The sequence below is a fragment of the Micromonospora matsumotoense genome (genome assembly GCF_900091525.1).
Classification (GTDB): domain Bacteria; phylum Actinomycetota; class Actinomycetes; order Mycobacteriales; family Micromonosporaceae; genus Micromonospora; species Micromonospora matsumotoensis.
In genome coordinates, this window is record NZ_FMCU01000003.1 from 297151 (window position 1) to 323396 (window position 26246).

Sequence of the window (26246 nt, forward strand, 5' to 3'; positions counted from 1 at the left end):
GCCTGCATGCGTCGCCGTCCCGCGGGGTCGTGACACCACCCGCACGCGCGAAGGCGACGGGGCATTATGCGACACGAATTGATCTCTTGTCAGCCCCTGGGGCGATGCTCCCGGAATGAGGAGTGTCAGACGAGTCGTCGGTCCGCCGCCCAGCGGGACAGCTCGTACCGGTTGGACATCTGGAGCTTGCGCAGCACGTTCGACACGTGCGTCTCGACCGTCTTGATCGAGATGAACAGCTCCTTGGCGATCTCCTTGTACGCGTACCCGCGGGCGAGCAGGCGCAGCACCTCGCGCTCGCGGTTGGTGAGCTGGTCCAGCTCGGGGTCGGCGACCGGGGCGTCCGGCCGGGCCGCGAAGGCGTCCAGCACGAAACCGGCCAGCCGAGGGCTGAACACGGCGTCACCGTCGGCCACCCGGCGGATCGCGTCGGTCAACTCGTCCGGGGAGATGGTCTTGGTCACGTAGCCCCGGGCACCCGCCCGGATCAGCCCGATCACGTCCTCGGCGGCATCGGACACGCTCAGCGCCAGGAACTTCACCTGCGGGTGGCTGCGGCGCATCGCGTCCAGCACCGCCCGTCCACCACCATCGGGCATGTGCACGTCCAGCAGCACCACGTCCGGCCCGGTCGCGGCGATCCGGGCAACCGCCTCGGCGACCGTGCTCGCCTCCCCCACCACCTCGACGTGCGCGCCCAACTCGGCCCGCACCCCGGCCCGGAACATGGCGTGGTCGTCGACGAGGAAGACCCGCAACCGCTCCACCCGTGCCGGGGCGTCCGAACCCGGTTCCATCGACTGCTCCGCCATCTCAGCTGTCCCTTTCCGCCGTGGAGCCGGTGCCGGTGATCGGCAGCATCAACCGGACCTCCGTCCCCTCTCCGGGCTCGGAACGGATCTCCGCCCGGCCACCGTGCCGCTTCATCCGTCCGATGATCGACCCTCGGACGCCGTGCCGGTGATCCTCCACGGTATCCGGGTCGAAGCCCTTTCCCCGGTCCCGGACGAAGACGCTCACCTGCTCCGGCTCGACCTCGGCATAGAGCGACACCGTCTGCACCCCGGCGTGGCGGGCGGCGTTGACCAACGCCTCCCGGGCCGCCGCCACCAGCGCGCCGACCCGTTCGTCGGTCTCCCGGTCGCCCACCACCACCGCCTCGACGGTGATCGCGAAGGTGTCCTCCACCTCGGCGGCGGCCTGTTCCAGGGCCGCCGCGAAACGCTCGGTCGGTGACGCGGTCGGCTTGTAGAGCCAGTTGCGCAACGACCGTTCCTGACCCCGGGCCAGGCGCTGCACCGTCTTGACGTCGCTGGCGTTGCGCTGGATCAGGGCGAGGGTGTGCAGCACCTGGTCGTGCACCATGGCGGCCAACTCGGCGCGTTCCTGCTCGCGGATGCGCCCCTCCCGTTCCGAGCGGAGCTGGTTCCACGTGCGCCACAGCACCGGTGCGGCCACCACCCCGACGCCGACCAGCCCGACCAGCGCGAAGATCACCCCGTTGACCACCGCGTCGAGGTTCTGCACCGGGGAGTAGACCGCCGCCACGCCGATGATGCCGACGGCGACCAGCACCGCGCCACCGGCGAAGCGGAGCACGAAGGCCCGCCGGTCGCTCTCCTCCACCACCGCGCCGAGCCACGGCACCGGCATCGACCCGCTCCACTGGCGGCGGCGCTCCGGCGCGGACTGGTGCCAGATCACCCCGGCGCCGACCGCGATGATCGCCACCAGCCAGCCGGCGGTGCCCGCCGCGCCGACCGAGTCGAAGACCAGCACCTGGACCAGCAGCACCCCGAGGCCGATCGCCACGAACGGCAGCAACTGCCCGGGGTCGCGCCGGGGCGGCGTGGCGGTGTCACCCGGCCGCAGCGGCACCACCGCCCAGAACGCCGCATAGAGCAGCAGCCCCAGTCCGCTGAGCCCGAGCAGCACCATGAAGGCGACGCGTACCCGCAGCACCGAGATGCCGAGGTGGTCGGCGATGCCGGCGGCCACACCGGCGGCCAGCCGGTGCTCGGGCGCCCGGTAGAGACGCGGCGGCGGGGTCACGACGCTGATCGGAGACTCCCTGGTCACGGTGGGTGGCGGATGGGCACCATGGCGTACGGTGCCGCTCCGATCGTCACACGTGGGGGACGGCGCCGACCACGGGGACGCCCCGGACATCCGCCCGCCGGGATCTCAGGGTGGGGTCAGGGTCGGTTCCGGAGGTAACTCGGCCCGGCGACGCCGCAGGATCGAGTCATGACCGAGGACCCCGCCCCGCCGCCGTACCCTCCGGTGGCCGCACCGGGTGGTATGCCGCCGCCCGGCTCCGCCGCCGGGCCGCCCCCGACGGCGCCCACGTCGCCCACGGGGGGCGACGACGCGCCGAGACCACCCGGGGGATACCCACCGCCGTCCGGAGGTGCCAGCTTCACCTCACGGTACGGCCTGGTCCGGCCCCGCGACGGCCGTTACCTGGCCGGAGTCTGCGCGGCCATCGGCCGGGCCACCAACACCGACCCGGTGCTGTGGCGGGTGCTGCTCGCCGTGCTCGGGTTCTTCGGCGGGGTCGGCATCCTGGTCTACGTGGCCGCCTGGCTGATCATCCCGGGCGAGGGTGACAGCGCCTCACCGCTGGAGTCGATGCTCGGGCGGGGCCGGTCGAGCATGTCCCCGATCACCGTGATCGTGCTGACCATCACGGTCGCGGTCGGCTTCGGGTACATCGTCACCGATGCGTTCCGGGCGGTGCTGCTGGGCGCGGCGATCCTCATCGGCGGCGCGCTGCTGCTCAACCGGGATAGCCGGTCCGGTGCCCCGGCCGCCGGTCCGGCGCCCGGTCCGGCCACCCCACCCGGGCTGGTGCCCCCGGTGGGCTGGCCGGCGCCGGCCCCGTTCACCCCGGCGGCAACTGCCGCACCGGTGCTCCCGTTCCCGCCGGGTCGTGGCGGACTGCCCACGGGGTGGCCGCCGGCCCGCACCGGCGAACAGGTGGGCTGGCCGGCGCAGACCAGCACCGCCCCGCTACCGGCCTGGCCGCCGGCCGCGCCGATGACACTCACGACGACCCGGGCGGACGCACCGAACTGGCCGCCCCGCCCACCGGTGACCGGTGGACCCACCGCCGCACCGGTCACCGTCCCACCACCGCCCGGTACGGGCTACCGGCCGCCGTTCGCCCCGCACGGCCCGTACGCCGGGGGAAATCCCCCGCCGGTGCCGCCCGCGCCCCGGGTCAAGCCGCCGAAGAAGCCGAAGGAGCGGTCGGCGCTGGGTGCCGCGACCTTCTCGCTGATCTTCCTGGCTCTCGGCGTGGTCGCCATCCTGGACCTGCTGGACGTCTTCCCGATCAGCGCCGCCGGCTACTTCGCGGCGGTGCTCGCCACCATCGGGCTCGGGCTGCTGGTGGGCACCTGGTTCGGCCGGGCCCGCTGGCTGATCGCCCTCGGTCTGGTCGCCGCCGCCGCCCTCGGTGTCGCCACGGTCGCCGAGTCCTACGACCGGGTCCGGGGCGTCGACGGGGCGGTCACCTGGGCGCCGACCAGTTACCAGGACCTCGCCGACCGCTACGAGAACAGCTTCGGTGACGCGACCCTGGACCTGCGCGCGGTGGACTTCGACAAGCGGGACACCGACCTCACCGTGGTGGTCAACTTCGGGGAGGCCACCATCGTGGTGCCGCCGAACGTGGACGTCACGGCGGTGACCAACGTCAAGGCCGGGGAGGCCACCGTGTTCGGGCGGCGTACCTCCGGGATGGAGGGGCAGGGACGCCAGGTCACCGATCCGGGCCTGGACGGGGCCGGCGGCGGCACGCTGCGGCTCACCGTCCACGTCAACGCGGGCAATCTGGAGGTGATCCGGTGAAGGGCCATCGCACCGATCTGGTGTCGTTCGTCTTTGGACTGATCTTCGTCGGGCTCTCCCTCTGGTGGCTGCTCGCCCAGATCCTCGGGTTGGCCCTACCCGCGGTGGGCTGGTTCCTGGCCGGCGCGCTGGTGTTCATCGGAGTGCTCGGCCTGGTCGGTGCGGTGCGGTCGGCCCGTACCCCGGACCGACCGGCACCCGCCGCCGCCGGCGGTGAGGCGGCCCTCGCGCCAACCGGCCCGGTGGGCGGACCCGTGAGCGGACCCCCGACCGGCTCGGTGAGCGGACCGGTGAGCGGACCGCCGGGTGGGGACGACGAGCGGGCCGACTGGCGGGACACCGCCGAACTGCACCTCGGCGATCCGGCACGCGAGCCCGGCCAGCAGCACGGGTGGGACCAGCGAGGCGAGCCGGACCGGCCGGACGACGAGGGTGCGCAGTTGCGGCCGACGGGCGAGCTGGTGGTGCCCCCGGTCACCGGCCCACCGGGCACCCCTCCGGGGGCATCCAGCTGACCGCACCGGTGCGGGCGGCGTCCGACGGCTCGTATGCTGGCCGGGGGAGATCCCGCCTCCGCCGGCCGCGCCACGTCGTCGGGCTCCGCCGGTGCCCGCGCAACAGGTGCCCCGGCACCGGCCCGGATGCGCCTCGTCCGGGCGTCCGAGGCGGTCCCGCCGCGACGTCCGTCTCTACCCCGTCAGGAGCCCGCCCGACATGACCCAGTCCCCCGCCGTGCGCCCCTCCGGTCCGCCCGGTCCGGTCCGCATCGGCGAGCGTGCCGCCCGTACCCTCGTCGCCGAACTCGCCCGGCGCAACGACCCGAAGGCCGCCCTGCTGGTGGGTGCCGCCCCCGGGGCCGCGGTCCTCGCCGCGGCGATCGACGCGCTGCTGCCGGGCGACACGTTGACCGTCGTGCCGGCCGCGACGACCGACGCCGCCACGCTGCGCGAACACGTGACGGCCCAGGGCCGCTGGGTCGCCGACCGGGTCCGGGTGGTCGACTCCCTCGCCGAGGCGGACGCTGCCGAGCTGGTCATCGCCGCCGAGCCGTTCACCGGCACCGACGAGGAGACCCGCGACGCCGTCGACGGTCTCACCAAGTACCTCACCGACGGCGCGGTGCTGAGCGTCGCCGCACCGGTGTTCCGCACCGACGGGGCGGCCGCCGAGCTGGACCGGCACGGCGTGCTGCACGGTGTCCGCACCGACCTGGTGCTACGTAACTCCCCGCCGGTCCGGGTGCACCACCTGCGGTTCACCCCGGCCAGCGCCGCGTCGGCCGACCAGCTCGCCCCGGCGTACCGGCCGTCGAGCGTGCCGCTGACCCGGGGCATGCACATCGACTCGAACGGGGTCGCGGCGGCCGGCATCGCGCTCGGCCTGGCCGCCGTCGCCCGGGTCGTCCGGCCGAAGTCGAAGTTGTGGCTGGTGCCGGCGCTCGCCGCCGTCCCGGTGGCCGCGTTCTTCCGGGACCCGCAGCGGGACGTGCCGGAGGACCCCTCGGCGGTGGTCGCCGCCGCGGACGGTCAGGTGCTCTCGGTGCAGCGGCTGCACGACGAGCGGTTCGGCGACGGTGAGTGGCTGCGGATCGCGGTTTTCCTGTCGGTGCTGGACGTGCACGTCAACCGCGCGCCGGTGGCCGGCAAGGTGGTGGACTACTTCGTCGCCGACGGCGGCTTCGTCAACGCGATGAAGCCGGACGCGGAGCACAACGTCGCGGCCTACACGGTGCTGGACACCGCGCACGGCACGGTGGTGGTGGCCCAGCGGACCGGGCTGATCGCCCGACGGATCGTCCAGCGGGCGCCGGTGGGGGCGCTGCTGGCCCGGGGCGAGCGGTTCGGGCTGATCCGGTTCGGCTCCCGTACCGATGTCTACCTGCCGGCCGACGCCGCCGCGCCACTGGTCGGCCCCGGCGACAAGGTGGTCGGCGGTTCCTCGGTCATCGCCCGCTGGAGCTGAGTCGACGCCGACGCGAACAGGGGCGCCGCGGTCGCGGCGCCCCTGTTGCGTAGCTACAGACGGGTCAGGCGGTGCGGCGCTGGTGCAGCCAGAGCAGCGGCCCGCTGACCAGGTAGGCCACCACCACGAGGGCGAAGGTGAGCCGGATGTCGACCAGCGCGCCGACGACCGGGGCCAGCCAGAGCCACGGCGGCAGCTTGACCAGCCGGGCCAGCTTGGCGTACGGGAAGCTGGAGACCATCGCGAAGGCCAGCAGCGCCACCCCGCCGATCTGCACGGTCGCCGGCAGCGGCAGCCCGATGGCCACGGTGAGCGCGAGCACCGCCGCCGCCATGGTCGTGGGTACGCCGCAGAAGAACCGGCCGTCCTTGGGCGAGACATTGAACCGGGCGAGCCGGATCGCGGCGCAGGACGCGACGAGGGCCGCCGCGACCGCGGCTGCGGCGGTGGGGGCCGATCCGGCGAGCGAGGCGTAGACCACCACCGGGGCGGCGAGTCCGAAGGAGCACATGTCGGCCAGCGAGTCCATCTGGGCGCCGAACGGGCTGGCCACGCCGAACTTGCGGGCGAGCGCGCCGTCCAGGCCGTCGAAGACGACGCAGGCGATCAGGAGGAGTGCCGCGAGCCGGGGCTGGCCGTGCATGGCGACGAAGATGGCGTTGATGCCGAGCACCAGGCTGGCCAGGGTACAGGCGTTGACCAGCGCGAACTTCATCCGCCGGGCGGGGGTACGCGCACCGGGGAGCAGCGGGATCGCCATCGCCGGCGACTCGTCGACCGGGGCGGTGGGGCCCAGCGCCGGGCTGACCGGCACGACCGCCTCGATCTCGGCGCGGCCGAGGGTGACCCCCCGACGGTCGAAACCGTAACGGCGGCGCTGCCGGTCGACGCGGTGCTCGGGAAGGACCAGGTCGGTGCCGTTGAGCTGGTCACCGTCGCGGCGACCCACCCGGACCAGCAGCACCTGGCGGGCGAACGTGCTGCTGCGGCGCAACCGGCCCGCCCAGCGACGCCCTGCGGGGCGCGGACTGTCAGTCGTACGACGCCGGCGCCATGGGGCTCTCGGCACGTTTCCTCCATCACCGGATCGGCTGGCCGCCCGTGCGGGCGGGTGTCCGGCTGTCTCGTGCCGGACCGCTCTTGGCCCGGCAGCCGTTCAAGCGGAGTACACCATTGCACAGGGGCCTGGTGATTGGCGATAGCTGCCGGCGGTACTTGTAACTACCTTTAACCGCGCAAACCGCTTTCTTATTCCCATCTCGGGCTTCATCGCCCGTTTTCTTCGCCAACCGCAGGGCCGACTTTACCGGAGCGCCCCACGGTCGGCTCGTCGAGCGACCGTCATCCGACCGACCGTCCGGTTGCCAGCACCGCGACATCGGTCATCAAAAGGCCGCGGAGCTGGGAATACGTGAACCAGGCGGCGCTCTGCGTCGATCCGCCGGCCTGCTCGGTGACCACCGGCTCGGTCGGCTCGTCGACCAGCACCCGATAGATCACCCGCACTCCGTGCCAGTCCAGCAGCCGCCCCTCGGGGCCGAGCGTGGCCGGATTGTGCAGATTATCGGCCAAGATCAGGCGATCGACCCGACCCCGCTGACCCGACTCCTCCACCAGTTCCCGTAACAGACCGTCAACCGGCTGCTCACCGTGATCGGTGCCGCCGCCCGGCAGGTGCCACAGGCCGGCACCCGGATAGCCGGGCGCGATCATCGTGAGCAGCACCCGTTCATCGGGGTCGGTGACCAGGCCGTACGCGGAGAACCGCTGCCGCCGGTCGCCGGTGGCCTCCGACCCGACCGGCGGCTCGTCCACCGACGACGTCGACCCGGCCGGCTCCGGCTCGGCGGGCAGGCCGGTGGGTGGCGATGGGGTGGGCAGGCCGAGCAGTGCGGCGGTGAACGGCATCAGCGGCAGCGCCGCCGTCTCCTGCGGGGTGCACCAGGCCAGCTCGTCGGGGCCGTCGGCGACCTCCCGACGGGGCGTCCGCTGCGCGAGGTCACCGGCGTGCCCGGGCTGAGCGCCCCGGATCGTGACGTTGAACACCAATCGGTCGGTGTGCACCGACACCTCGGTCGCCCCGAGGCGGAGGGCGGACAGATCGGCGACGGCGGCGCGCAACCCGGCGACCGCGACGGCCAGCCCGGTCTCGTCACCGAACTCCCGGACCACGGTGTCGGCCGGATGCTCGGCGTGCGGCACGCTCCCACCGGGCAGTCGCCAGGGCCCCGGCACCGGGCCGGACGCCGCCCCGCGTGCCAGCAGCACCCGACCGGCGTCGTCCGCACACCAGCCGTACGCCGCGATCCGTCGTCGCTCCTGCACGTCCCACCCTCCCGCCCCGCGATCCGCCCCGTCGATCATGAGGCTAGCGGTCGCCCGAGCGGGGCGGGTGCCGTCGCACCGGCTCTCGTCTGCCGCCGGCGGTCACGGAACCGGCGGCAGTCCAGGGGCGGACTGTCAGGCGGTGAGCCGGGCGGCCTGGACCGCCTCGGCGGTGACCTCGGTGAGCCGGTCGGTGGGCAGGGCGCCCAGCTCCTCGCGGGCGAACCAGCGGGCCTCACAGGTGGAGCCGCCCACGTCGGTGACGGTGGGCGGGGCGGGCTGGTCGACCATCACCCGGTAGAAGGCCCGGACACCGTGCCAGTCGATCGGGTAACCCTCGGGGCCGAGTGAGGCGGCGTCCCGGTGACTGGCCACCCGAGCAACTCGACGAGACGACCCGTCTGCCCGGTCTCCTCGACCAGCTCCCGGATCAGCGCCGCGCCCGGCTGCTCGCCGTAGTCGGTGCCGCCGCCCGGCAGGTGCCAGCAGCCCGCGCCCGGGTAGCCGTCGGAGACCCGGGTGAGCAGCACCCGGCCCGCCGGGTCGGTGGCCACCGCGTACGCGGCGAAGCGCTGTGCCCGGTGCAGCCCGTCGGGGCCGGGCACGGCGTAGAAGGAGGGGAACTCGGGGGCCTCGTCGGGGACCACGTCGGCGGAGGAGGTCGGCAGCCCCAGGGCACGGGCGGTGAAGGCCCGCAGCGGCAGCTCCCGCGCCTCGTCGAGGGTGTGCCAGCGGGCCAGGTCGGTGGAGCGGTCGACCCGGTCGGTGAGGGTGCCGCCGCGCACTGCCACCTGGTAGATCAGGCGGTCGGTGTGGATGGTGATGCGTCGCTCGGGCAGGGCGCGCATGTCGGCCAGGACGTCCGCCAGGCCGGCGACGGCGACCGAGAGCCCCGTCTCGGCGGCGGTCTCCCGGACGACGGTGTGGTTCGGGTCCTCGCCGTGGTCGACCGCCCCGCCGGGCAGGGACCATACGCCGGGGGTGCCGGAGCGCTCCGATGCGCGGACCAGTAACACTCGGCCGACTGAATCTGCACAGACTGCATATGCCGCGATCCTGCGGAGCGGCTCCAGCAAGGTGGTCACGGAGCTAAATTCTCCCCGGATCGCGTTACCAGCGCGGAAAAGAGTCGGATTCCTGACTCAGAGCTGGCCTCTCGGGGATCGATCAGGGTAGGGATCGGGGCAGTCACCGAGGTCGTCGGGGCGGTCGGCGCGGACCGTGGAGACATGACCTCGACGAGCACCCCCCACGCCCCGTACAAGCAACTCCGCCGGCCGACCACCGACCGGATGGTGGCCGGCGTCGCCAGTGGCCTCGGCCGCTACTTCGCCGTCGACCCCACCCTGGTCCGGGTGTTGTTCGCGGTGGCGACCCTGGTCACCGGCGGCCTGGCCGCGCTGGCGTACCCGATCATGTGGTTCCTGATGCCGGAGGAGCCGGCCGGCGCACCGGCCTGGCCGCACCCGACGGGCCCGGCGACCCCGCCGCAGTCGCCGGGCTGGCCGCACCCGACGGGCCCGGCCGCCCGGCCGCAACCACCGGCCTGGCCGCACCCGACGGAGCCGGCGACCCCGCCGCAGCCGGGCGTGCCGGTGGCGCAGCCCCGACCGGAGCCTCAGCCGCCGACGGCCGGCTGAGCCCCGCTCACTCCCACTCGATGGTGCCCGGCGGCTTGCTGGTCACGTCCAGGACCACCCGGTTGACCTCGGCGACCTCGTTGGTGATCCGGGTGGAGATCCGGGCCACCACCTCGTAGGGCAGCCGGGACCAGTCGGCGGTCATCGCGTCCTCGCTGGAGACCGGGCGCAGCACCACGGGATGCCCGTAGCTGCGCCCGTCACCCTGCACGCCGACGCTGCGCACGTCGGCCAGGAGCACCACCGGGAACTGCCAGACGCCCCGGTCCAGGCCGGCCGCCGTCAGCTCCTCCCGGGCGATCAGGTCGGCCTGGCGCAGCAGCGCCAACCGTTCCCGGTCGACCGCGCCGATGATCCGGATGGCCAGGCCAGGCCCCGGGAACGGGTGCCGCCACACCATCGCCTCGGGCAGGCCCAACTGGAGCCCGAGCGCCCGGACCTCGTCCTTGAACAGTGTGCGCAGCGGCTCGACCAGGGCGAACTTCAGATCGTCGGGCAGGCCGCCGACGTTGTGGTGGCTCTTGATGTTGGCGGTGCCGGTGCCGCCGCCCGACTCGACCACGTCCGGGTAGAGGGTGCCCTGCACCAGGAACTCGACGTCACCGTGGGCGGCGATCTCCCGGGCGGCGGCCTCGAAGACCCGGATGAACTCGCGGCCGATGATCTTCCGCTTCTGCTCCGGGTCGGTCACCCCGGCCAGCGCGCCGAGGAACCGCTCCTGGGCGTCGACCACCTTCAGCTTGATGCCGGTGGCCGCCACGTAGTCCTTCTCGACCTGCTCGGCCTCACCGGCACGCAGCAGGCCGTGGTCGACGAAGACGCAGGTGAGCTGGTCCCCCACCGCCTCGTGGACCAGCGCGGCGGCGACCGCCGAGTCCACCCCGCCGGACAGGCCGCAGATGACCTCCTTGTCGCCGACCTGGGCCCGGATCCGGGCCACCTGCTCGTCGATGATGTTCTGCGGCGTCCAGGTGGGCGCGATACCGGCGATGTCGTAGAGGAAGCGCCGGAGCATCTCCTGCCCCTGCGCGGTGTGCCCCACCTCGGGGTGGAACTGCACGCCGGCCCGGCGACCGGCCAGGTCCTCGAAGGCGGCGACCGGCGCGCCCGCCGACTCGGCGGTCACCGTGAAGCCGGCGGGGGCCTCGGTCACCGCGTCGCCGTGGCTCATCCAGACCGGCAGGTCCGCCGGCAGGTCACGCAGCAGCACACCCGGGTCGAGCAGCCGGGGACGCAGCGGGGTGCCGCCGTACTCCCGGTTGCCGGTCCGGGCGACGGTGCCGCCGAGCGCCTGGGCCATCGCCTGGAAGCCGTAGCAGATGCCGAAGACCGGCACGCCCGCGTCGAACAGCCCGGCGTCGATCTGCGGAGCGTCCGGGGCGTAGACACTGGACGGGCCGCCGGACAGGATGATCGCGGCCGGGTCCTTGGCCAGCATCTCGGCGACCGGCATGGAGTGCGGGACGATCTCCGAGTAGACCTTCGCCTCGCGCACCCGGCGCGCGATGAGCTGGGCGTACTGGGCTCCGAAGTCCACCACGAGGACTGGGCGAGGCGTGCTCATGTGCGCAAAGCCTACCGACAGTCACACCCGCCCCGGGCACGGGCCGCCCCCGGGCGTGCCGCACCCGGTCAGTGCGGCCCACGACGCAGCGCGCCGGGGGCGTCCGCCGGGACCGCCGGGTGCCGCGGTGGCACCGCACCCACCCGGGTGTACGCCGACCCGAGCGGCGGCCGGGGGTCCGGTTCGCCCTTGTTCGGCCAGTACGACATCGCCCGTTCCGCCTGCGCGGTGATCGTCAGCGACGGGTTCACCCCGAGGTTCGCCGAGACCGCCGCCCCGTCGACCACGTGCAGCCCCGGATGGCCGTGCACCCGGTGCCACGGGTCGATCACCCCGTCGGCCGGGCTGACGCCGATCACCGCCCCGCCGAGGATGTGCGCGGTCATCGGAATGTCGAACGGTTCGGTCAGCGCCCCGCCCGGGGTGCCGTCGATCTCCTCGGCGAGCAGCCGGGCCGCCCGGTTGCCGGCCGGGATCCAGGTCGGGTTCGGTGTGCCGTGCCCCGGGCCGGAGACCAGCCGCCGCCGACCCAGCCACCCCCGCCGCCAGCGGGTGGTCAACGAGTTGTCGAGCGACTGCATCACCAGCGCGATCACGGTCCGCTCGGACCAGTGCCGCACCGAGAGCATCCGGACGGCCTGCCGGGGCTGCCGGACCAGGCCGCCCAGCCAGCGCCGGAGCCGGTGCGGGCCGCCGTCGACCAGCAGCGACTGGAGCAGCCCCATCGCGTTGGCGCCCCGGCCGTAGCGGACCGGCTCGACGTGGGTCTGCGGGTCGGGGTGGAACGAGCTGGTGATCGCCACCCCGTCGGTGAAGTCGAGCCCCCGTTGCCGGGCCTGCCGACGGCCGACCGACGCGCCGAGGATCGCCTCCGAGTTGGTGCGGGTCAGCTCGCCGAGGCGGTCCGACAGGTGGGGCAGCGCCCCGGTCTGCCTCATCTCGTGCAGCAGCCGCTGGGTGCCGAGCGCGCCGGCCGCGAAGACCACCTGGTCGGCCCGGAACACCTGGCGACGGCGGCGCAGCCAGGCCCCGGTCCGCGCGGTGTGCACCCGGTAGCCGCCGTCGGCGGCCGGGTGGACGGCGGTGACCGTGGTCAGCGGGTGGACCCGCGCGCCGAGCCGTTCGGCCAGCCACAGGTAGTTCTTGACCAGGGTGTTCTTGGCACCGTGCCGGCAGCCGGTCATGCACGACCCGCAGTGCGTGCAGCCGGAGCGCTCCGGCCCCGCCCCGCCGAAGTACGGGTCCGCCACCCGTTGGCCGGGGCGACCGAGATGCACCCCCACCGGGGTGGGCCCGAAGGTGTGCCCCACCCCCATCCGCTCGGCCACCGCCCGCATCGCCCGGTCCGCGCCGGTGTGCCGGGGGTACGTGGTGACCCCGAGCATTCGGCTGGCCTGGTCGTAGTGGGGGGCGAGTTCGGCCCGCCAGTCGGTGACGTCGCGCCACTGCGGGTCGGCGTAGAAGGCGGCCGGCGGCTCGTAGAGGGTGTTCGCATAGACCAGGGAGCCGCCGCCCACCCCGGCGCCGGAGAGCACCAGCACACCGCCGCCGGCCTTCCGGTCGGCCGGGCGGAGCAGGGTGATCCGTTGCAGCCCGTAACAGCCGAGCCGGGGAGCCCAGAGGAACCGGCGCAGCCGCCAGGAGGTCTGCGGGAACTCGTCGTCGGCGAACCGCCGGCCCGCCTCCAGCACCCCGACGGTGTAGCCCTTCTCGGCCAGCCGCAGCGCGGTGACGCTACCGCCGAAGCCGGACCCGATGACGAGCACGTCGTACCGCATGGACGCATCATTACCGGCGGGTAGCCATCGCGCCAGTGCGGGATTTCGCGCGATCATGCTCACCGTCGCCGATCGGCAGCCGCAACCAAGGGGGCCGGTCGACGCGTTGTGCAGACGGGGGTGGCGGGCGATGACTCAGGAAACCGGAACGGGACGCCCACGATGGGTGTGGGTGCTGGCCACCCTGGTCGGTGTCGTGCTGGTGGCGGTGGTCGCCCTGGTGGTGACCCGGCAGGTCCGCGACGACGGGCCACGGCGTACGGCCGGGCCGGTCGCCACGACCGCCAGCCCGACGCCGAGCCCCACCCCCAGCCCGACCCCGCCACCCGGCGCGGCCATCACCGGCCCGCTCAACCTGCTCCTGGTCGGGGTGGACACCCGGGTCAGCGTGCCCGGTTGGGAACCGCACGGCGACTCGGTGCTGGTGCTGCACGTGCCGGCCGGGCTGGACCGGGCGTACCTCTTCTCGCTCCCCCGCGATCTGGTGGTCGACATCCCGGCGTTCCCGAAGTCGGGGTACAAGGGCGGCCGGACCAAGCTCACCCACGCGATGAGCTACGGCAGCCGGGTGCCGGGCAAGCCGAAGAACCCCAGCGCCGCCCAGGGGTACGAGCTGCTGCGCAGCACGGTCGCCGGGTACACCGGGCTGCGCTTCGACGCCGGTGCGGTGATCACCTTCAACGGCTTCGACCGGCTGGTCGACACCCTCGGCGGGGTGGACCTCTACGTCGACCAGCGGGTCCCCTCGCTGCACCGCCGGCCGGACGGCAAGTACCGCGACCCGGCCCCCGGTGGCGGCGGCTACACCGGCCCGCAGATGGTCTACGAGAAGGGCGAGCGGCACCTGAACGGCTGGCAGGCGCTGGACTACTCCCGGCAGCGTTACATCACCGGCGGCGACTACGCCCGGCAGCGGCACCAGCAGCAGCTCCTCCGGGCGTTGGCCGCCAAGATCCTCGGCGAGAACCTGGCCCGGGAACCGGACCGGGTGGAGCAGGTGGTGGCGGCGCTCGGCGACACCCTGGTCTATGCGGGCGGGCCGCGCATCGTCGACCTGGCGTACGCCCTGGGTGGCATGAGCGCCGACCGGATCACCCTGGTCGGCCTGCCCGGCGACGGGGTGGGCAAGGGCAGCAGCTACCGGGGTGAGCAGCTCACCCCGGTCGGCAAGGGCTTCCTGCCCGCACTCAAGGCCGGCAAGGCCGAGACCTATCTGGACGCCCACCCCGAGCTGCGGGTCAAGAACTGAGGGGTCCCGCCCACCTTGATCGGCTACGGCTCAGCCGCACTCACCCGGCGGTCGAGTCGGTCAGCCGAGACGCCCGAAGGGCGGGTCAGCGGCGGGTCGGGGGCGGCGGGCGTTCGGTGCCGTACAACCAGGCGGCGAAGAGGTCGTCGAGTTGCTGCCCGCTGACCCGCTCGGCGGTCGCCACGAACTCCGCGGTGGTGGCGTTGCCGTTGCGCTTCTCGGTCGCCCATGCCTTCAGGAGCCGGAAGAACGCGTCGTCGCCGACCGCCACCCGCAACGCGTGCACGGTCATCCCGCCCCGCTGGTAGACCGATTCGCTGAACAGGTTCGCCACCCCGGGCGCGGCCGGCGGCACCCGCCAGACCTGGTCGTCGGACGCGGTGTACTGCTGGTCGAAGGTGGCCTGTGCGGTGTCCCGGCCCTGGTGTTCGGCCCAGAGCCACTCGGCGTACGTGGCCAGCCCCTCGTTGAGCCAGATGTCCTCCCAGCGGGCCACCGAGACGCTGTCGCCGAACCACTGGTGGGCGATCTCGTGGGCGACCACCCCGGTGTTCACGCCGGTCCGGAAGAAGTTGGCCGAGTAGACCGGCCGGCTCTGCGTCTCCAGCGCGTACCTGATCCGGGGCTCGTCGACCACCACCCCGCCGTACGCCCCGAACGGGTACGGCCCGAACACGGTCTCCAGGTAGTCGGCGACCGCCAGGGTGCCGGCGATCGACTCGTCGGCGGCCCCCCGGGGCAGGCTGCTGGCGACCGCGCTGAACACCGGCCGGCCCCGGTGTTCGCCGGTGCTGGTGCGGTATTTCCCGATCACCACCGTGCTCAGGTAACTGGCCATCGGGGTCGCCTCGGACCAGCGCCACGTGGTCCAGCCACCCGCTGCGGGGCGCTGCCCCTGCGGCACCCCGTTGGCGACCGCGACCAGCCCCTTGGGCACGGTGATCTCGACGTCGTAGGCGGCCTTGTCGGAGGGGTGGTCGTTGACCGGGAACCAGGTGCTCGCCGACTCGGGCTGGCCGAGCGCGATCGCCCCGTCGGCGGTGTGCAGCCAACCGCCCTCGCCGATCGCCTCGTTGGGCAGCGGCACCGGCTGCCCGTCGTAGCCGACCTCGACGGTGAACGCCGTCCCGGACCGGACCGGCGCGGCCGGGGTGACCACCAGCTCGGTGCCCTCCCGGGCGTGCCGGGCCGGGCTGCCGTCCACGGTGACCCGACGGACCGTCAGGCCGGCCAGGTCGAGGTGGAACAGGGGCAGCTCGGCGGTGGCGGTGGCCCGCACCGTGGCGGTGCCGCGCAGCTCGTCGCGGGCCGGGTCGTAACGGACCTTGAGGGTGTACCGCTCGACGTCGTAACCGCTGTTGCCGGCGGTCGGGAAGTAGGGGTCGCCGACACCGGCCGGGCCGGGGGTCACGCTCGGGGTCGCACCGGGGGTCGGGACGGACCGGGACTCCGGGGGCTTCGGGGGCTTCGGGTCGGCCGTGCAGCCGGCCAGGGCCAGCGCCACGGTCACCAGCAGCGCGAGGCCGCGCCGGTTCCGGCTCATGGCCACCTTCGTCCCCCGTTCGCCGCCCCGCCGTGCGCGCAGCCTACCGAGCGGGCCGACCCCGTGCGCGCCGATCGACGGCCGGCCGGCCCCCGCTGGGGCCGGCCGGCCGTCGTGCCGGGCGGGTCAGCGGTCGAGGACCAGGCCGACCTTCTGGAACTCCTTCAGGTCGCGGTAGCCGCACTTGGCCATCGCCCGGCGCAGCCCGCCGAAGAGGTTGAGCTGGCCGTCCGGCTCGTCGGCCGGGCCGAAGAGCAACCGCTCCATCGAGCCGAGCGGCTCACCGGCCACCTCGAACGCGCCACGCGGCAGCGACGGGTGGCTGGCCGCCGAGTGCCACCAGGCCCCGCCGGCCGGGGCCTCCGCGCAGAGCGACAACGGCTCGCCGAGCATCACCGCGTCCGCCCCGCAGCCGAGCGCCTTGGCGATGTCGCCGGAGGTCTGCATGTCACCGTCGGCGATGAGGTGGACGTAGCGTCCGCCCGTCTCGTCGAGGTAGTCGCGCCGGGCGGCGGCGGCGTCGGCGATCGCGGTGGCCATCGGCACCCGGATGCCGAGCACCGACTCGCTGGTCGACCAGTCGTCGCCACCGATGCCGACGATCACCCCGGCCGCACCGGTACGCATCAGGTGCAGCGCCGTCTTGTAGTCGGTGCAGCCGCCGACGACCACCGGGAGGTCGAGGTCGGCGATGAACTCCTTGAGGTTCAGCGGTTCGTCGGTGGTCGAGACGTGCTCGGCCGAGACGATGGTGCCCTGGATGACCAGGATGTCGACGCCCGCGTCCAGGATCACCGGGGCCAGCGCCAGGGTGTGCTGCGGGGACACCCGGACGGCCACCGTGCTGCCGCCCGCCCGCAGCTCGCGGACCCGCTCGGCGATCAGGTCGGGGCGGATCGGCTCGGCGTAGACCTCCTGGAGCCGTTTGGTGGCACGGGCGTCCTCGCCCAGACCGGCCAGCTCCTCCAGGACCTTGGCCGGGTTCTCGTACCGGGTCCACAGACCCTCGACGTTGAGCACGCCCAGGCCACCGAGCTGGCCGAGCCGCACCGCCGAGGCGGGGCTCATGGTGGCGTCCGACGGGTGGCCGACGCAGGGGATGTCGAACTGGTAGGCGTCGAGCTGCCAGCCGGTGGAGACGTCGTCGACGTCCCTGGTCCGGCGGCTGGGCACGATGGCGATGTCGTCCAGGTGGTAACCGCGCTGCGCGGTCTTGCCCAGCCCGATCTCGACCACGTCACGCATGAGGGACTCCAGATGGTTGAGGGTGGTGGGTCAGCGGGTGTGGTAGTTGGGCGCTTCGACGGTCATCTGGATGTCGTGCGGGTGGCTCTCCTTGAGGCCGGCCGCGGTGATCCGGATGAGCTGGCCCCGGTGGTGCAGGTCGGGGATGTTCTCCGCGCCGGCGTACCCCATCGCCAGCCGCAGCCCGCCGACGAGCTGGTGGGCCACCCGGGACAGCGGCCCCCGGTAGGGCACCTGGCCCTCCACGCCCTCCGGGACCAGCTTGTCGTCGCTGAGCACGTCCTGCTGGAAGTAGCGGTCCTTGCTGTACGACTTGGCCTGGCCCCGGGACTGCATCGCGCCCAGCGACCCCATCCCCCGGTAGGCCTTGAACTGCTTGCCGTTGACGAAGATCAGCTCGCCGGGGCTCTCCTCGCAGCCGGCCAGCAGGCTGCCGAGCATCACCGCGTCGGCACCGGCCACCAGGGCCTTGGCGATGTCGCCCGAGTACTGGATGCCACCGTCGCCGATCACCGGGACACCGGCCGGGCGGGCGGCGCGGGCCGCCTCCATGATCGCGGTCACCTGCGGCACGCCGACCCCGGCGACGATCCGGGTGGTGCAGATGGCACCCGGGCCGACACCCACCTTGACGCCGTCGGCACCGGCGTCGACCAGGGCCTTCGCCCCGGCGTAGGTGGCCACGTTGCCGCCCACGACGTCAACCGTGACGTCGGCCTTGAGCCGGCGGACCATGTCCAACACAGCCCGCTGGTGGCCGTGCGCGGTGTCCACGATCAGCACGTCGACGCCGGCGTCGACCAGGGTGCGGGCCCGCTTGTAGGCGTCCTCACCCACCCCGATGGCGGCGGCGACCCGGAGCCGGCCGGCGTCGTCCTTGGTGGCCTCCGGGTACTGCTCGCTCTTGGTGAAGTCCTTGACGGTGATCAGGCCACGCAGCCGACCGGCGTCGTCCACGATCGGCAGCTTCTCGACCTTGTGCTGGCGCAGCAGCGCGAGGGCGTCGTCCTTGCTCACCCCGACCTGGGCGGTGACCAGCGGCGTCCGCGTCATGATCGAGTGGACCGGGGTGGCCGGGTCGGAGACGAAGCGCATGTCCCGGTTGGTGACGATGCCGACCAGTTGGCCCTCGCCGTCGACCACCGGGACGCCGGAGATGCGGTAGCGACCGCACAGCTCGTCGACCTCGCGCAGGGTGTCCTCGGGGCTGGCCGTCACCGGATTGGTGATCATGCCGGACTCGGAGCGCTTGACCAGGTCGACCTGGAGCGCCTGGTCCTCCAGGGAGAGATTGCGGTGCAGCACGCCGATGCCACCCTGGCGGGCCATCGCGATCGCCATCCGGGCCTCGGTGACGGTGTCCATCGCGCTGGACAGCAGCGGGATGGTCAACTCGACGTTGCGGGTGAGCCGGGTGCGGGTGTTCACCCGGCTCGGCACCACGTCCGACTCGCCCGGCTGGAGCAGCACGTCGTCGAAGGTCAGCCCGAGCGGCACCACCCGCGCCGACCCGGCGGGCAGCTCCGGCAGGTGGCCGCCCCACTCGCCGCTGTCGACGCCGGCCGGAAGATCGGTGCTGGGCGAATTCTCCACGATTGCTCCCCTGAGCTGCTCGGATGGGATTCAGCGAGGCGGCGCGCGCGGCACCGGCGCACGCCGGGGTGACGGCGAGTCGTCTCATCGTACCCACTGAGCTGGGCGGCCCTCGCCGGCGACCGGCCGGCGTCGGCGACGCCACAGCGACCGCCGGGGGGCGCGTGCCGCGAGGGTTGGGTCTACGGTGAGGGGGTGCACGACGAGCCCATCGACCCGTTCAACGGCGACCCGGCCGATCCGGCTGCGGGGCTGGACGATCCGGGCGACGACGCCCCACTCGACCCGCTGACCGAGGTCGAGCGGCAGGACGTGCTGGAAGACCTCGCCGATCTGGAGATCTACCAGGCCCTGCTGGCCCCGATCGGGGTACGCGGGCTGGTCATCGAGTGCGAGGACTGCCGCGAGCCGCACTACTTCGACTGGGACCTGCTCCGGGGCAACCTGCGTCACCTGCTCAGCTCGGGCCGTCCCCGGGTGCACGAGCCGGCCTACGACCCCGACCCGGACCACTACGTCACCTGGGACTACGCCCGCGGCTATGCCGACGGGGTGCACGACACCCTGACCGAATCCACCGCGGACGACCCCGACCCGGAGGACTGACCGCCGGGACGCTCAGGCGACCAGGCCGGCACGGAAGCCGGCGGCCACCGCGTGCGCCCGGTCCCGGGCACCGAGCTTGCGGAACAGCCGTCGGGCGTGCGTCTTGACGGTGTCCTCCGAGACGAACAGTTCCCGGCCGATCTCCGCGTTGCTCTTGCCCTCGGCCATGCCGAGCAGCACCTGGAGTTCGCGCTCGGTCAGCCCGACCGAGGTCCGACCGCTGCGCGCCCCGGGGGCCGGTCGCGGCGACGCGCCGGTCGGGTGCGACTCGGCCGGGCCGACCTCCGACTCGTCCTCGACCTCGTCGTCACCACGCTGCACGGGCACGACCGACGGCGCTCCGGGCGGCCCCTCGGCCGCCGCCTGCGACCAGCCCGCTCCCGGCGTACGACCGGTGGCGGGTCGGGGCGGCGCACCGACCGAGGCGGTGTCCCGGGCGGGGTCGGCGACCCGGTGCCGGGTGGGCCGGCCGGGTGCGGAGAGCAGCAGCAGGGCCTTCGCCACCGCGCTGGTCAGATCGTGGTCGGCACCCTGGATCAGGCCCCGCGCCCCGGCGCTGATGGTGGCCGCCGCCGCCTCCGACTCCTCGGTGCCGAGCAGCAGCACCGCGGCCTGCGGGGCACGGGCCAGCACCCGGCGGACGAAGCCGGCGCTGTCCGGCCGGGTGAGCGCCGTGTCGGCGAGCACCACGTCGACCGGGCGTTCGGCGAGCCGCAGCATCACCTCGGGATCGGAGACGGCTGTCCGGATGACCGCGGCCAGGCCGAGTCGCGCCGCCGCATTGGTCAACTGCTGCGCGGCGGCCGGTGTCCGAACGCATACGAGAACGGTACGCAAGGTGGTCTCCTCTCCGGACACGAGCAGACCATGACGGGGTCCACCGGGGAGGAGGTTCCGGGCAATCCTCCGAACTTTTCCGACATTTAGCCCATAAGCCGCAGGCTGCTCGGGTTTTCGATCTCAACACGTGTGAGTCGGTGAGCGTTCGGGTACCGAGGCTCCAGCCCGGAAGGCGGTACGCCAGCGCGGACCACAGCCCGGACACCGGTTCAACGAGGATCTCCGCGGTGCCGCGCGGGAGGAGGGGTGCTGATGTCGAACGTACGTAGACTGCCCGGACCCATCGTCGACCTGTGGGACTGGCAGCGTCTTGGTGCGTGCCGGGGCCGCGACAGCGCCCAGTTCTTCCACCCGGACGGCGAGCGCGGCTCGTCGCGGCTGCGCCGGGAGTCCGGCGCCAAGTCCGTCTGCCAGGCCTGCCCGGTGCGCGCCGAGTGCGCGGCACACGCCCTCGCGGTCCGCGAGCCGTACGGCGTCTGGGGTGGCCTCAGCGAGTCGGAGCGGCTGCGGCTGCTCGCCCTCGGCTGGGAGGACCTGGCCGACCGCCGGCAGACCCGGGTGGACATCGCCCGCATGGAGGCCCGCCTCGGCGCTCCGCACAAGACCGCCATGCCGGCCCAGCGCAAGATCGCCTGACCGACCCAGCACACCTCGACGAGGCCGCACTCCGATCTCCGGAGCGCGGCCTCGTCGTTTCCCCGGCCCCTGGTCCCGACGCCGGGCCGGCCGACACGCACGAAGAGCGGGGCGGGCCCGGCATCGCCGGACCCGCCCCTCATTCCACCCGATCCCGCTCCCGAGCCGTCCTACGGCTCACCCGGTGCGGCGTACGCCGCCGGTCGCGGGAGTCAGGAACAGCGGGGTCCCACCTGCGTCACGCCGTCAGCGCTGCAGGGTCAGCAGACCCGGCCGGTACGGCAGGAGGCCGTAGTCACCGCCCGAGTTCGTGGCGCGGCCCTGGTACAGCAGCTGCAAGTTGCACGGGTCGATCGTGTTCGTCTGATCCGCGCTGGTGCGCAGCAGCTCGCCGTGGCTGATGTCGTTGGTCCAGGTGGCACCGCTGTTGGCCTTGCCCGCGAACGGGTTGTTGTAGGTCGTCGCGTTCGGCGTCCAGGTGCCGCCCAGGCTGGTCGCCGTGAACGAGCGGAAGTAGCGCTCCCAGGAGCTGGTCCTGGCCTCGATGATCATCAGGTACTGGTTGCGGCCCTGCACCTTGTAGACCTGCGGTGCCTCGAAGATGTTCTCCGAGGTGTCGCTCATGATGGTCGTGTAGTTGGCGCCGAAGCTGCCCGGGAAGTTCCCGATCGGCATGATCTGGCGGTAGATCCTGCCGTTGTCGCCGGCGAAGAACAGGTACATGTTCTGGTCGTCGCCGATGATCGTCTGGTCGATCACGCCGGTGCCGGAGTCGGTGATCTTCGCGGTCGACAGGGTCTGCACGGCCGACCAGCCGTTGGCGTTGGCCGGGTTGGTCGACGTGCGGTACGAGAACGACGCCCCGCCCCACTGGTGGGCGAGAACCCAGATGTTCTTCGGCGCGAAGTAGAACAGCGACGGCGCGACGGTGCTCTGGCTCATGGTGTTCTGGGGGGCCGAGCCGAGCTGGTTGAGGTTGTCGACCAGGCCGAAGTTCATCGAACCCCAGCCGCCGGTGGCGCTGCTGCTGTGGGTGGTGGCGTACACCAACTGCTTGCCCTGGTAGGGGGCGATGGTGAAGTCCTTGAGTGACGCCCAGCCGGACTTCGGCTGCGCCAGCGGGCCGGTCGACGACCAGCGGTAGGACGTCGGCAGGGAGCAGTTGTTCGGCGGCGGCGTGGTTGGGGGCGGGGTGGTCGGGGGCGGGGTCGTCGGCGGCGGCGTCGTGGGCGGCGGGGTCGTCGGCGGCGGGGTGGTCGGGTTCGGGCCACCGTTGCAGGCCACCCCGTTGAGCGCGAAGCTCGTCGGGACCGGGTTGCTGGACGTCCAGGCCCCGTTGAAGCCGAACGACACCGAGCCGTTGGTCGGGATCGCACCGTTGTAGCTCACGTTCTTGGCGGTCACCGCCGAACCGCTCTGCGTCACCGTGGCGTTCCACGCCTGCGTCACCGACTGCCCGGAACCGAAGGACCAGGTCAGCGTCCAACTGCTCAGCGCGTCGCCCAGGTTGGTGATCGCGACGTTGGCACCGAAGCCGCCGCCCCACTCCGAGGAGACGGTGTAGTTCACCGAACAGCCCGCCGCGGCGGCACCCGCCGGCAACGCGGTGACGATCGACGCCGACGCCAGCAACGCGACACCGGCCGAGATCAGGCCGACATTGGCCGATCTGGATCTGGACATAAAACACCCTCCTGACGGGATGGCGACCTGCACATTGGTGGTGGTCGTTGTTAGGTGAACGTTAACAGTCGCGTCAGGTATGTTACGGGAGCGCTCCCACAGCCTCAACCCTCGATACCACCGGGGAATTTCCGGTAATCAACATATCGATCATGGCTGATGACCGAGGGTGGTGTGAAATCAGCGGACGGTGACTGTGACGCTGTGCCAACCGGTGGCGCCGTCCGGGGCCACCGGGGCGGCCAGCGGGGTCTGGGTCTCGCCGTCCCGGTCGGTCGCCCGCACCTGGAGGGTGTGCTCACCGGCGGTCGCCGGCCAGCGCCAGGACCACTGCACCCAGGTGTCCACCGACACCGCCGGGGCCAGGGTCGCCTCCTGCCACCCGCCGCCGTCCACCCGTACCTCGACCCGGCTGATCCCCCGGTGCTGCGCCCAGGCCACCCCGGCCACCACCACCTCACCGGCGCTCAGCCGGTTGCGCGGGCGCGGGGTGTCGATCCTCGACTGGGTCTTCACCGGCCCCTGCGCCGACCAGCCGCGCGGCACCCAGTACGCGTCGAAGTCGGCGAAGCTGGTCAGCTCCAGCTCGGTGACCCACTTGCAGGCCGACACGTACCCGTAGAGGCCGGGCACCACCATCCGCACCGGGAAACCGTGCTCGACCGGCAGCGGCTCGCCGTTCATCCCCACCGCCAGCAGGGCGTCCCGGCCGTCGCGCAGCGCCGCCGTGGGGGTGCCGCAGGTCCAACCGTCGACCGAGCGGCCGACCACCTGGTCGGCCCCCTCCTCCGGCTCCGCCTCGTCGAGCAGTTCCCGGATCGGCACGCCCAGCCAGCGGGCGTTGCCGATCAGGTCCCCGCCCACCTCGTTGGAGACGCAGGCCAGCGTGACGTAGCGCTCCACCATCGGGCGGGCGAGCAACTCGGCGAAGGTCAACTCGATCGGATTGCGTACCCGGCCATGGATGCGCAACCGCCAGGTCGCCGGATCGACCTGCGGCACCACCAGCGCCGTGTCGATCCGGTAGAAGCCGCCGTTCGGGGTGGTGTAGGGGGCGAGCTGGGCCAGCGACAGATCCGCACCGGGCGGCACCGTCGGCGCCACCGCCGACGGGGTGGGCAACGCGACGGCCTCCCGGGCCGCCGAGACCCCCCGTCGACCGGCGAGCCAGTGCCCACCCAGTCCCACCACGGTCGCCGCGCCCGCCAGCAGGCCGGCCCCCCGCAGGAACCGCCGCCGGGACTCCGGGTCGGTCGGCTCCAACGGCTCCCAGCCGACGGGCGGCCCGCCGGCCGGACCCGCAGGCGCACCCGGGCCATCGGCCGCTGGGCCGTCGCCGGCCATCGACCCGGCGGCCGGCGTACCGTCGACCCGGTCCACCGCTGGACCGGCCACCGGCGGCCCGCCGGCCGGAAGCGGCCCGGCGGCGGACGACGTCCCGGCGGCCGGGGGCGGCCCGGGGTGGACGGCCGGCAGCGGGGTGGGCGGCTGCCAGGGCCAGGGGTCGAGCTGCCAGGGACCGGCCACGAAAGCCCAGAGCACCAGCGCGCCCAGCCCCCCGCCGACCAGGGCGGGAAGCGCATCGGCGGCATCCGCGCCGGCCCGGGTGAGCGCGGCGGCGGCACCGAGGCCGGCGAACGCCGCGATGCCCACAAGTCCGACGGAGAGCCGGCGTGCGGCCAGCGCGCCGATCCCGGCGGCGAACGCCGCCAGCAGCACCGCCGTCCCGACCAGCAGGGCGATCTTGTCGTACGTGCCGAAGACGTCGATGGCGAACTGCTTGAGCGGCTCGGGAACCACGTCGACCACCACCCCGCCGACCGCGATCAGCGGGGCGGAACGCGGGCCGGTGAGGACGGCGACCGGCTCGGCGACACCGATGGCCACCACGGCGGCGGTGACCCCGGCCAGCGCGGCGAAGCCGCGGGGGGTGGTGCTCATCGGGCCAGTGTCGTCGATCGACCACCCCGGCCGCCAACCACGTCACCGTTCCGTAAGCAGCCGCCCCCCGGACGCGTCAGGGCGCACCGCCGACGTACGACGATGCGCCCTGAACAGTCGTGCTACCGGGTCAGAACCCCGGGCCGTGCTGGTGGCCGTGACCGTGGCCGTGCCCACCGGCGGCAGCCGGCTCCGGCTGCTCCGGCTTCTCCACCACGAGGCTCTCGGTGGTCAGCAGCAGACCGGCGATCGACGCGGCGTTGGTGACCGCGTTACGGGTCACCTTCACCGGGTCGATGATGCCGGACTTCACCAGGTCGACGTACTCGCCCTTGGCGGCGTCGAGGCCGTGGCCCCACTCCTTGCCGGCGACCTTCTCGACCACCACGTAACCGTCGTGGCCCGCGTTCTGGGCGATCCAGCGCAGCGGCTCGACCAGCGACTTGCGCACGATCGAGACACCGACCTTCTCGTCACCGGTGAAGCCGAGGTCGTCGTCGAGCACCGAGCGGATCTGGGCCAGCGCGGCGCCGCCGCCGGGAACCGTGCCCTCCTCGACCGCGGCCTTGGTCGCGGCGATCGCGTCCTCGATGCGGTGCTTGCGCTCCTTCATCTCGACCTCGGTCGCCGCGCCCGCCTTGATGACCGCGATGCCGCCGGAGAGCTTCGCCAGCCGCTCGGCCAGCTTCTCCCGGTCCCAGTCGGAGTCGGACGCCTCGATCTCCTTGCGGATCTGGGCGACCCGGTCGGCGACCTCGGCGGACTTGCCGCCGCCGTCGATGACGGTGGTGTTCTCCTTGTCGACCACGACCCGCCGGGCGGTGCCGAGCGCCTCCAGGCCGACCTGGTCGAGCCGGTAGCCCAGCTCCGGGGCGACCAGCTCGGCGCCGGTCAGGATCGCCATGTCCTGGAGCATCGCCTTGCGGCGGTCGCCGAAGCCCGGGGCCTTGACCGCGCAGACCTTGATGGTCTTGCGGATCGCATTGACCACCAGGGTCGACAGCGCCTGGCCGTCGACGTCCTCGGCGACGATCAGCAGCGGCTTGCTGTTCTGGAGGACCTTCTCCAGCAGCGGCAGCAGCTCCTCGATCGCCGAGATCTTCTGCGTGGTGATGAGGATGTACGGGTCGTCCAGCACCGACTCCTGCGACTCGGAGTCCGTGACGAAGTTCGGCGAGATGAAGCCCTTGTCGAACTGGAGACCCTCGGTCACCTCCAGCTCGGTGGTGAGGGTGGAGCCCTCCTCGACGGTGATGACACCGTCGCGGCCGACCCGCTCCATCGCCTCGGCGATCAGCTCGCCGATGGTGGCGTCCTGCGCGGAGATCGTCGCGACGTGCGCGATCGACTCCTTGTCGGCCACCTCGACGGCCCGGCCGAGCAGCGCCTCGGAGACCTTGGCGGCCGCCGCGTCGACACCCCGCTTGAGGCCGGCCGGGTTGGCCCCGGCGGTCACGTTGCGCAGGCCCTCGCGCACCATCGCCTGGGCCAGCACGGTCGCGGTGGTGGTCCCGTCGCCGGCGACGTCGTTGGTCTTCGTCGCCACCTCCTTGACCAGCTGCGCGCCGAGGTTCTCGTACGGGTTGGTGAGCTCGATCTCCTTGGCGATGGTCACACCATCGTTGGTGATCGTCGGCGCACCGAATTTCTTGTCCAGGACGACGTTGCGCCCGCGCGGGCCGAGGGTGACCTTGACCGTGTCCGCGAGGGCGTTGACACCGTGCTCCAGCAGGTGCCGGGCGTCGTCCGAGAAGCTCAGGATCTTCGCCATGAATGTCCCTTCGAA

Annotated in this window: 19 protein-coding genes and 2 pseudogenes; 7 read left to right on the plus strand and 14 right to left on the minus strand. The window is 73.0% G+C overall.

Features of this window, described 5'->3' with window-relative positions; genetic code table 11:
• Window positions 1-125: 125 nt before the first annotated feature.
• Entirely contained in the window at window positions 126-797 is a 672-nt protein-coding gene (locus tag GA0070216_RS08350) for a response regulator (protein ID WP_425413140.1), read from the minus strand.
• Window positions 798-813: 16 nt separating this feature from the next.
• Entirely contained in the window at window positions 814-2079 is a 1266-nt protein-coding gene (locus tag GA0070216_RS08355) for an ATP-binding protein (RefSeq protein ID WP_091241746.1), read from the minus strand.
• Window positions 2080-2247: 168 nt separating this feature from the next.
• Between GA0070216_RS08355 and GA0070216_RS08360 the strand changes: the two genes are divergently transcribed.
• The 3 genes and pseudogenes from GA0070216_RS08360 (at window position 2248) to GA0070216_RS08370 (ending at window position 5817) form a co-directional block, all read left to right on the plus strand.
• The gene (locus GA0070216_RS08360; RefSeq protein ID WP_091241748.1) at window positions 2248-3855 is read left to right on the plus strand and encodes a PspC domain-containing protein; all 1608 of its coding nucleotides are present in this window, start codon (window positions 2248-2250) and stop codon (window positions 3853-3855) included.
• Window positions 3852-4109, plus strand: a pseudogene (locus GA0070216_RS36370) (hypothetical protein); the annotation flags it as partial. The gene GA0070216_RS08360 and the pseudogene GA0070216_RS36370, both read left to right, overlap by 4 nt.
• A gap of 460 nt (window positions 4110-4569) precedes the next feature.
• Window positions 4570-5817, plus strand: a complete 1248-nt coding sequence (locus GA0070216_RS08370; protein ID WP_091241751.1) for a phosphatidylserine decarboxylase — start codon at window positions 4570-4572, stop codon at window positions 5815-5817.
• A gap of 64 nt (window positions 5818-5881) precedes the next feature.
• On the opposite strand, the gene GA0070216_RS08375 is transcribed toward GA0070216_RS08370, so the two are convergent.
• From GA0070216_RS08375 to GA0070216_RS08385, 3 genes and pseudogenes are all read right to left on the minus strand, one after another.
• On the minus strand, window positions 5882-6811 hold the full coding sequence (locus GA0070216_RS08375; protein ID WP_091241755.1) for a CDP-alcohol phosphatidyltransferase family protein: 930 nt from the start codon (window positions 6809-6811) through the stop codon (window positions 5882-5884).
• Between the two features lie 347 nt (window positions 6812-7158).
• A complete protein-coding gene (locus GA0070216_RS08380; RefSeq protein ID WP_091241758.1) occupies window positions 7159-8142 on the minus strand; it encodes an NUDIX domain-containing protein in 984 nt (327 codons plus the stop codon).
• 135 nt (window positions 8143-8277) lie between these two features.
• Window positions 8278-9227 (minus strand): annotated as a pseudogene (locus GA0070216_RS08385) (NUDIX domain-containing protein).
• A gap of 144 nt (window positions 9228-9371) precedes the next feature.
• Between GA0070216_RS08385 and GA0070216_RS08390 the strand changes: the two are divergent.
• Window positions 9372-9782, plus strand: coding sequence for a PspC domain-containing protein (locus tag GA0070216_RS08390; RefSeq protein ID WP_091241761.1), 411 nt, complete (start codon window positions 9372-9374; stop codon window positions 9780-9782).
• A gap of 7 nt (window positions 9783-9789) precedes the next feature.
• On the opposite strand, the gene guaA is transcribed toward GA0070216_RS08390, so the two are convergent.
• Both guaA and GA0070216_RS08400 read right to left on the minus strand, forming a co-directional pair.
• Complete coding sequence (guaA, locus tag GA0070216_RS08395) at window positions 9790-11346, minus strand: glutamine-hydrolyzing GMP synthase (protein ID WP_091241764.1); 1557 nt, start codon at window positions 11344-11346, stop codon at window positions 9790-9792.
• A gap of 68 nt (window positions 11347-11414) precedes the next feature.
• Entirely contained in the window at window positions 11415-13124 is a 1710-nt protein-coding gene (locus GA0070216_RS08400) for an FAD-dependent oxidoreductase (protein ID WP_091241767.1), read from the minus strand.
• 130 nt (window positions 13125-13254) lie between these two features.
• On the opposite strand from GA0070216_RS08400, the gene GA0070216_RS08405 reads away from it, so the two are divergent.
• On the plus strand, window positions 13255-14373 hold the full coding sequence (locus tag GA0070216_RS08405) for an LCP family protein (RefSeq protein ID WP_091241771.1): 1119 nt from the start codon (window positions 13255-13257) through the stop codon (window positions 14371-14373).
• An 85-nt stretch (window positions 14374-14458) separates the two neighbouring features.
• Here the strand turns inward: GA0070216_RS08405 and GA0070216_RS08410 are convergent, their stop codons facing one another.
• From GA0070216_RS08410 to guaB, 3 genes are all read right to left on the minus strand, one after another.
• Window positions 14459-15916 (minus strand): M1 family metallopeptidase, encoded by a 1458-nt coding sequence (locus GA0070216_RS08410; protein WP_091241774.1) that lies wholly within the window; start codon window positions 15914-15916, stop codon window positions 14459-14461.
• A 126-nt stretch (window positions 15917-16042) separates the two neighbouring features.
• Window positions 16043-17161, minus strand: coding sequence for a GuaB3 family IMP dehydrogenase-related protein (locus GA0070216_RS08415; RefSeq protein ID WP_091241778.1), 1119 nt, complete (start codon window positions 17159-17161; stop codon window positions 16043-16045).
• Between the two features lie 30 nt (window positions 17162-17191).
• Window positions 17192-18754 carry an IMP dehydrogenase gene (guaB, locus tag GA0070216_RS08420; protein WP_091241781.1) on the minus strand — a complete coding sequence of 521 codons (1563 nt, stop codon included), beginning with the start codon at window positions 18752-18754 and terminating at the stop codon, window positions 17192-17194.
• 195 nt (window positions 18755-18949) lie between these two features.
• On the opposite strand from guaB, the gene GA0070216_RS08425 reads away from it, so the two are divergent.
• A complete protein-coding gene (locus GA0070216_RS08425) occupies window positions 18950-19360 on the plus strand; it encodes a DUF5319 domain-containing protein (RefSeq protein WP_091241784.1) in 411 nt (136 codons plus the stop codon).
• A 12-nt stretch (window positions 19361-19372) separates the two neighbouring features.
• Here GA0070216_RS08425 and GA0070216_RS08430 read toward each other — a convergent pair whose 3' ends face one another.
• Window positions 19373-20197: a helix-turn-helix transcriptional regulator gene (locus tag GA0070216_RS08430; protein WP_091242668.1), complete on the minus strand. Its 825-nt coding sequence runs from the start codon at window positions 20195-20197 to the stop codon at window positions 19373-19375.
• Window positions 20198-20452: 255 nt separating this feature from the next.
• Here GA0070216_RS08430 and GA0070216_RS08435 point away from each other — a divergent pair, with 255 nt between their 5' ends.
• Window positions 20453-20836, plus strand: coding sequence for a WhiB family transcriptional regulator (locus GA0070216_RS08435; protein WP_091242671.1), 384 nt, complete (start codon window positions 20453-20455; stop codon window positions 20834-20836).
• Between the two features lie 246 nt (window positions 20837-21082).
• On the opposite strand, the gene GA0070216_RS08440 is transcribed toward GA0070216_RS08435, so the two are convergent.
• From GA0070216_RS08440 to groL, 3 genes are all read right to left on the minus strand, one after another.
• Window positions 21083-22519 carry a non-reducing end alpha-L-arabinofuranosidase family hydrolase gene (locus GA0070216_RS08440; protein ID WP_091241787.1) on the minus strand — a complete coding sequence of 479 codons (1437 nt, stop codon included), beginning with the start codon at window positions 22517-22519 and terminating at the stop codon, window positions 21083-21085.
• Between the two features lie 180 nt (window positions 22520-22699).
• Complete coding sequence (locus GA0070216_RS08445) at window positions 22700-24460, minus strand: molybdopterin-dependent oxidoreductase (protein WP_091241790.1); 1761 nt, start codon at window positions 24458-24460, stop codon at window positions 22700-22702.
• A 130-nt stretch (window positions 24461-24590) separates the two neighbouring features.
• Entirely contained in the window at window positions 24591-26231 is a 1641-nt protein-coding gene (gene groL, locus GA0070216_RS08450) for a chaperonin GroEL (RefSeq protein WP_091241793.1), read from the minus strand.
• Window positions 26232-26246: the final 15 nt, after the last annotated feature.

Excerpts from the sequence above, each read along its gene's own strand:
- guaA (WP_091241764.1), bottom strand. The coding sequence starts at position 11,346 with ATGAGCACGCCTCGCCCAGTCCTCGTGGTGGACTTCGGAGCCCAGTAC.
- GA0070216_RS08360 (WP_091241748.1), top strand. The coding sequence starts at position 2,248 with ATGACCGAGGACCCCGCCCCGCCGCCGTACCCTCCGGTGGCCGCACCG.
- GA0070216_RS08410 (WP_091241774.1), bottom strand. The coding sequence starts at position 15,916 with ATGAGCCGGAACCGGCGCGGCCTCGCGCTGCTGGTGACCGTGGCGCTG.
- GA0070216_RS08350 (WP_425413140.1), bottom strand. The coding sequence starts at position 797 with ATGGAACCGGGTTCGGACGCCCCGGCACGGGTGGAGCGGTTGCGGGTC.
- GA0070216_RS08440 (WP_091241787.1), bottom strand. The coding sequence starts at position 22,519 with ATGTCCAGATCCAGATCGGCCAATGTCGGCCTGATCTCGGCCGGTGTC.
- GA0070216_RS08445 (WP_091241790.1), bottom strand. The coding sequence starts at position 24,460 with ATGAGCACCACCCCCCGCGGCTTCGCCGCGCTGGCCGGGGTCACCGCC.
- GA0070216_RS08390 (WP_091241761.1), top strand. The coding sequence starts at position 9,372 with ATGACCTCGACGAGCACCCCCCACGCCCCGTACAAGCAACTCCGCCGG.
- GA0070216_RS08405 (WP_091241771.1), top strand. The coding sequence starts at position 13,255 with ATGACTCAGGAAACCGGAACGGGACGCCCACGATGGGTGTGGGTGCTG.
- GA0070216_RS08370 (WP_091241751.1), top strand. The coding sequence starts at position 4,570 with ATGACCCAGTCCCCCGCCGTGCGCCCCTCCGGTCCGCCCGGTCCGGTC.
- GA0070216_RS08435 (WP_091242671.1), top strand. The coding sequence starts at position 20,453 with ATGTCGAACGTACGTAGACTGCCCGGACCCATCGTCGACCTGTGGGAC.
- GA0070216_RS08415 (WP_091241778.1), bottom strand. The coding sequence starts at position 17,161 with ATGCGTGACGTGGTCGAGATCGGGCTGGGCAAGACCGCGCAGCGCGGT.
- groL (WP_091241793.1), bottom strand. The coding sequence starts at position 26,231 with ATGGCGAAGATCCTGAGCTTCTCGGACGACGCCCGGCACCTGCTGGAG.
- GA0070216_RS08400 (WP_091241767.1), bottom strand. The coding sequence starts at position 13,124 with ATGCGGTACGACGTGCTCGTCATCGGGTCCGGCTTCGGCGGTAGCGTC.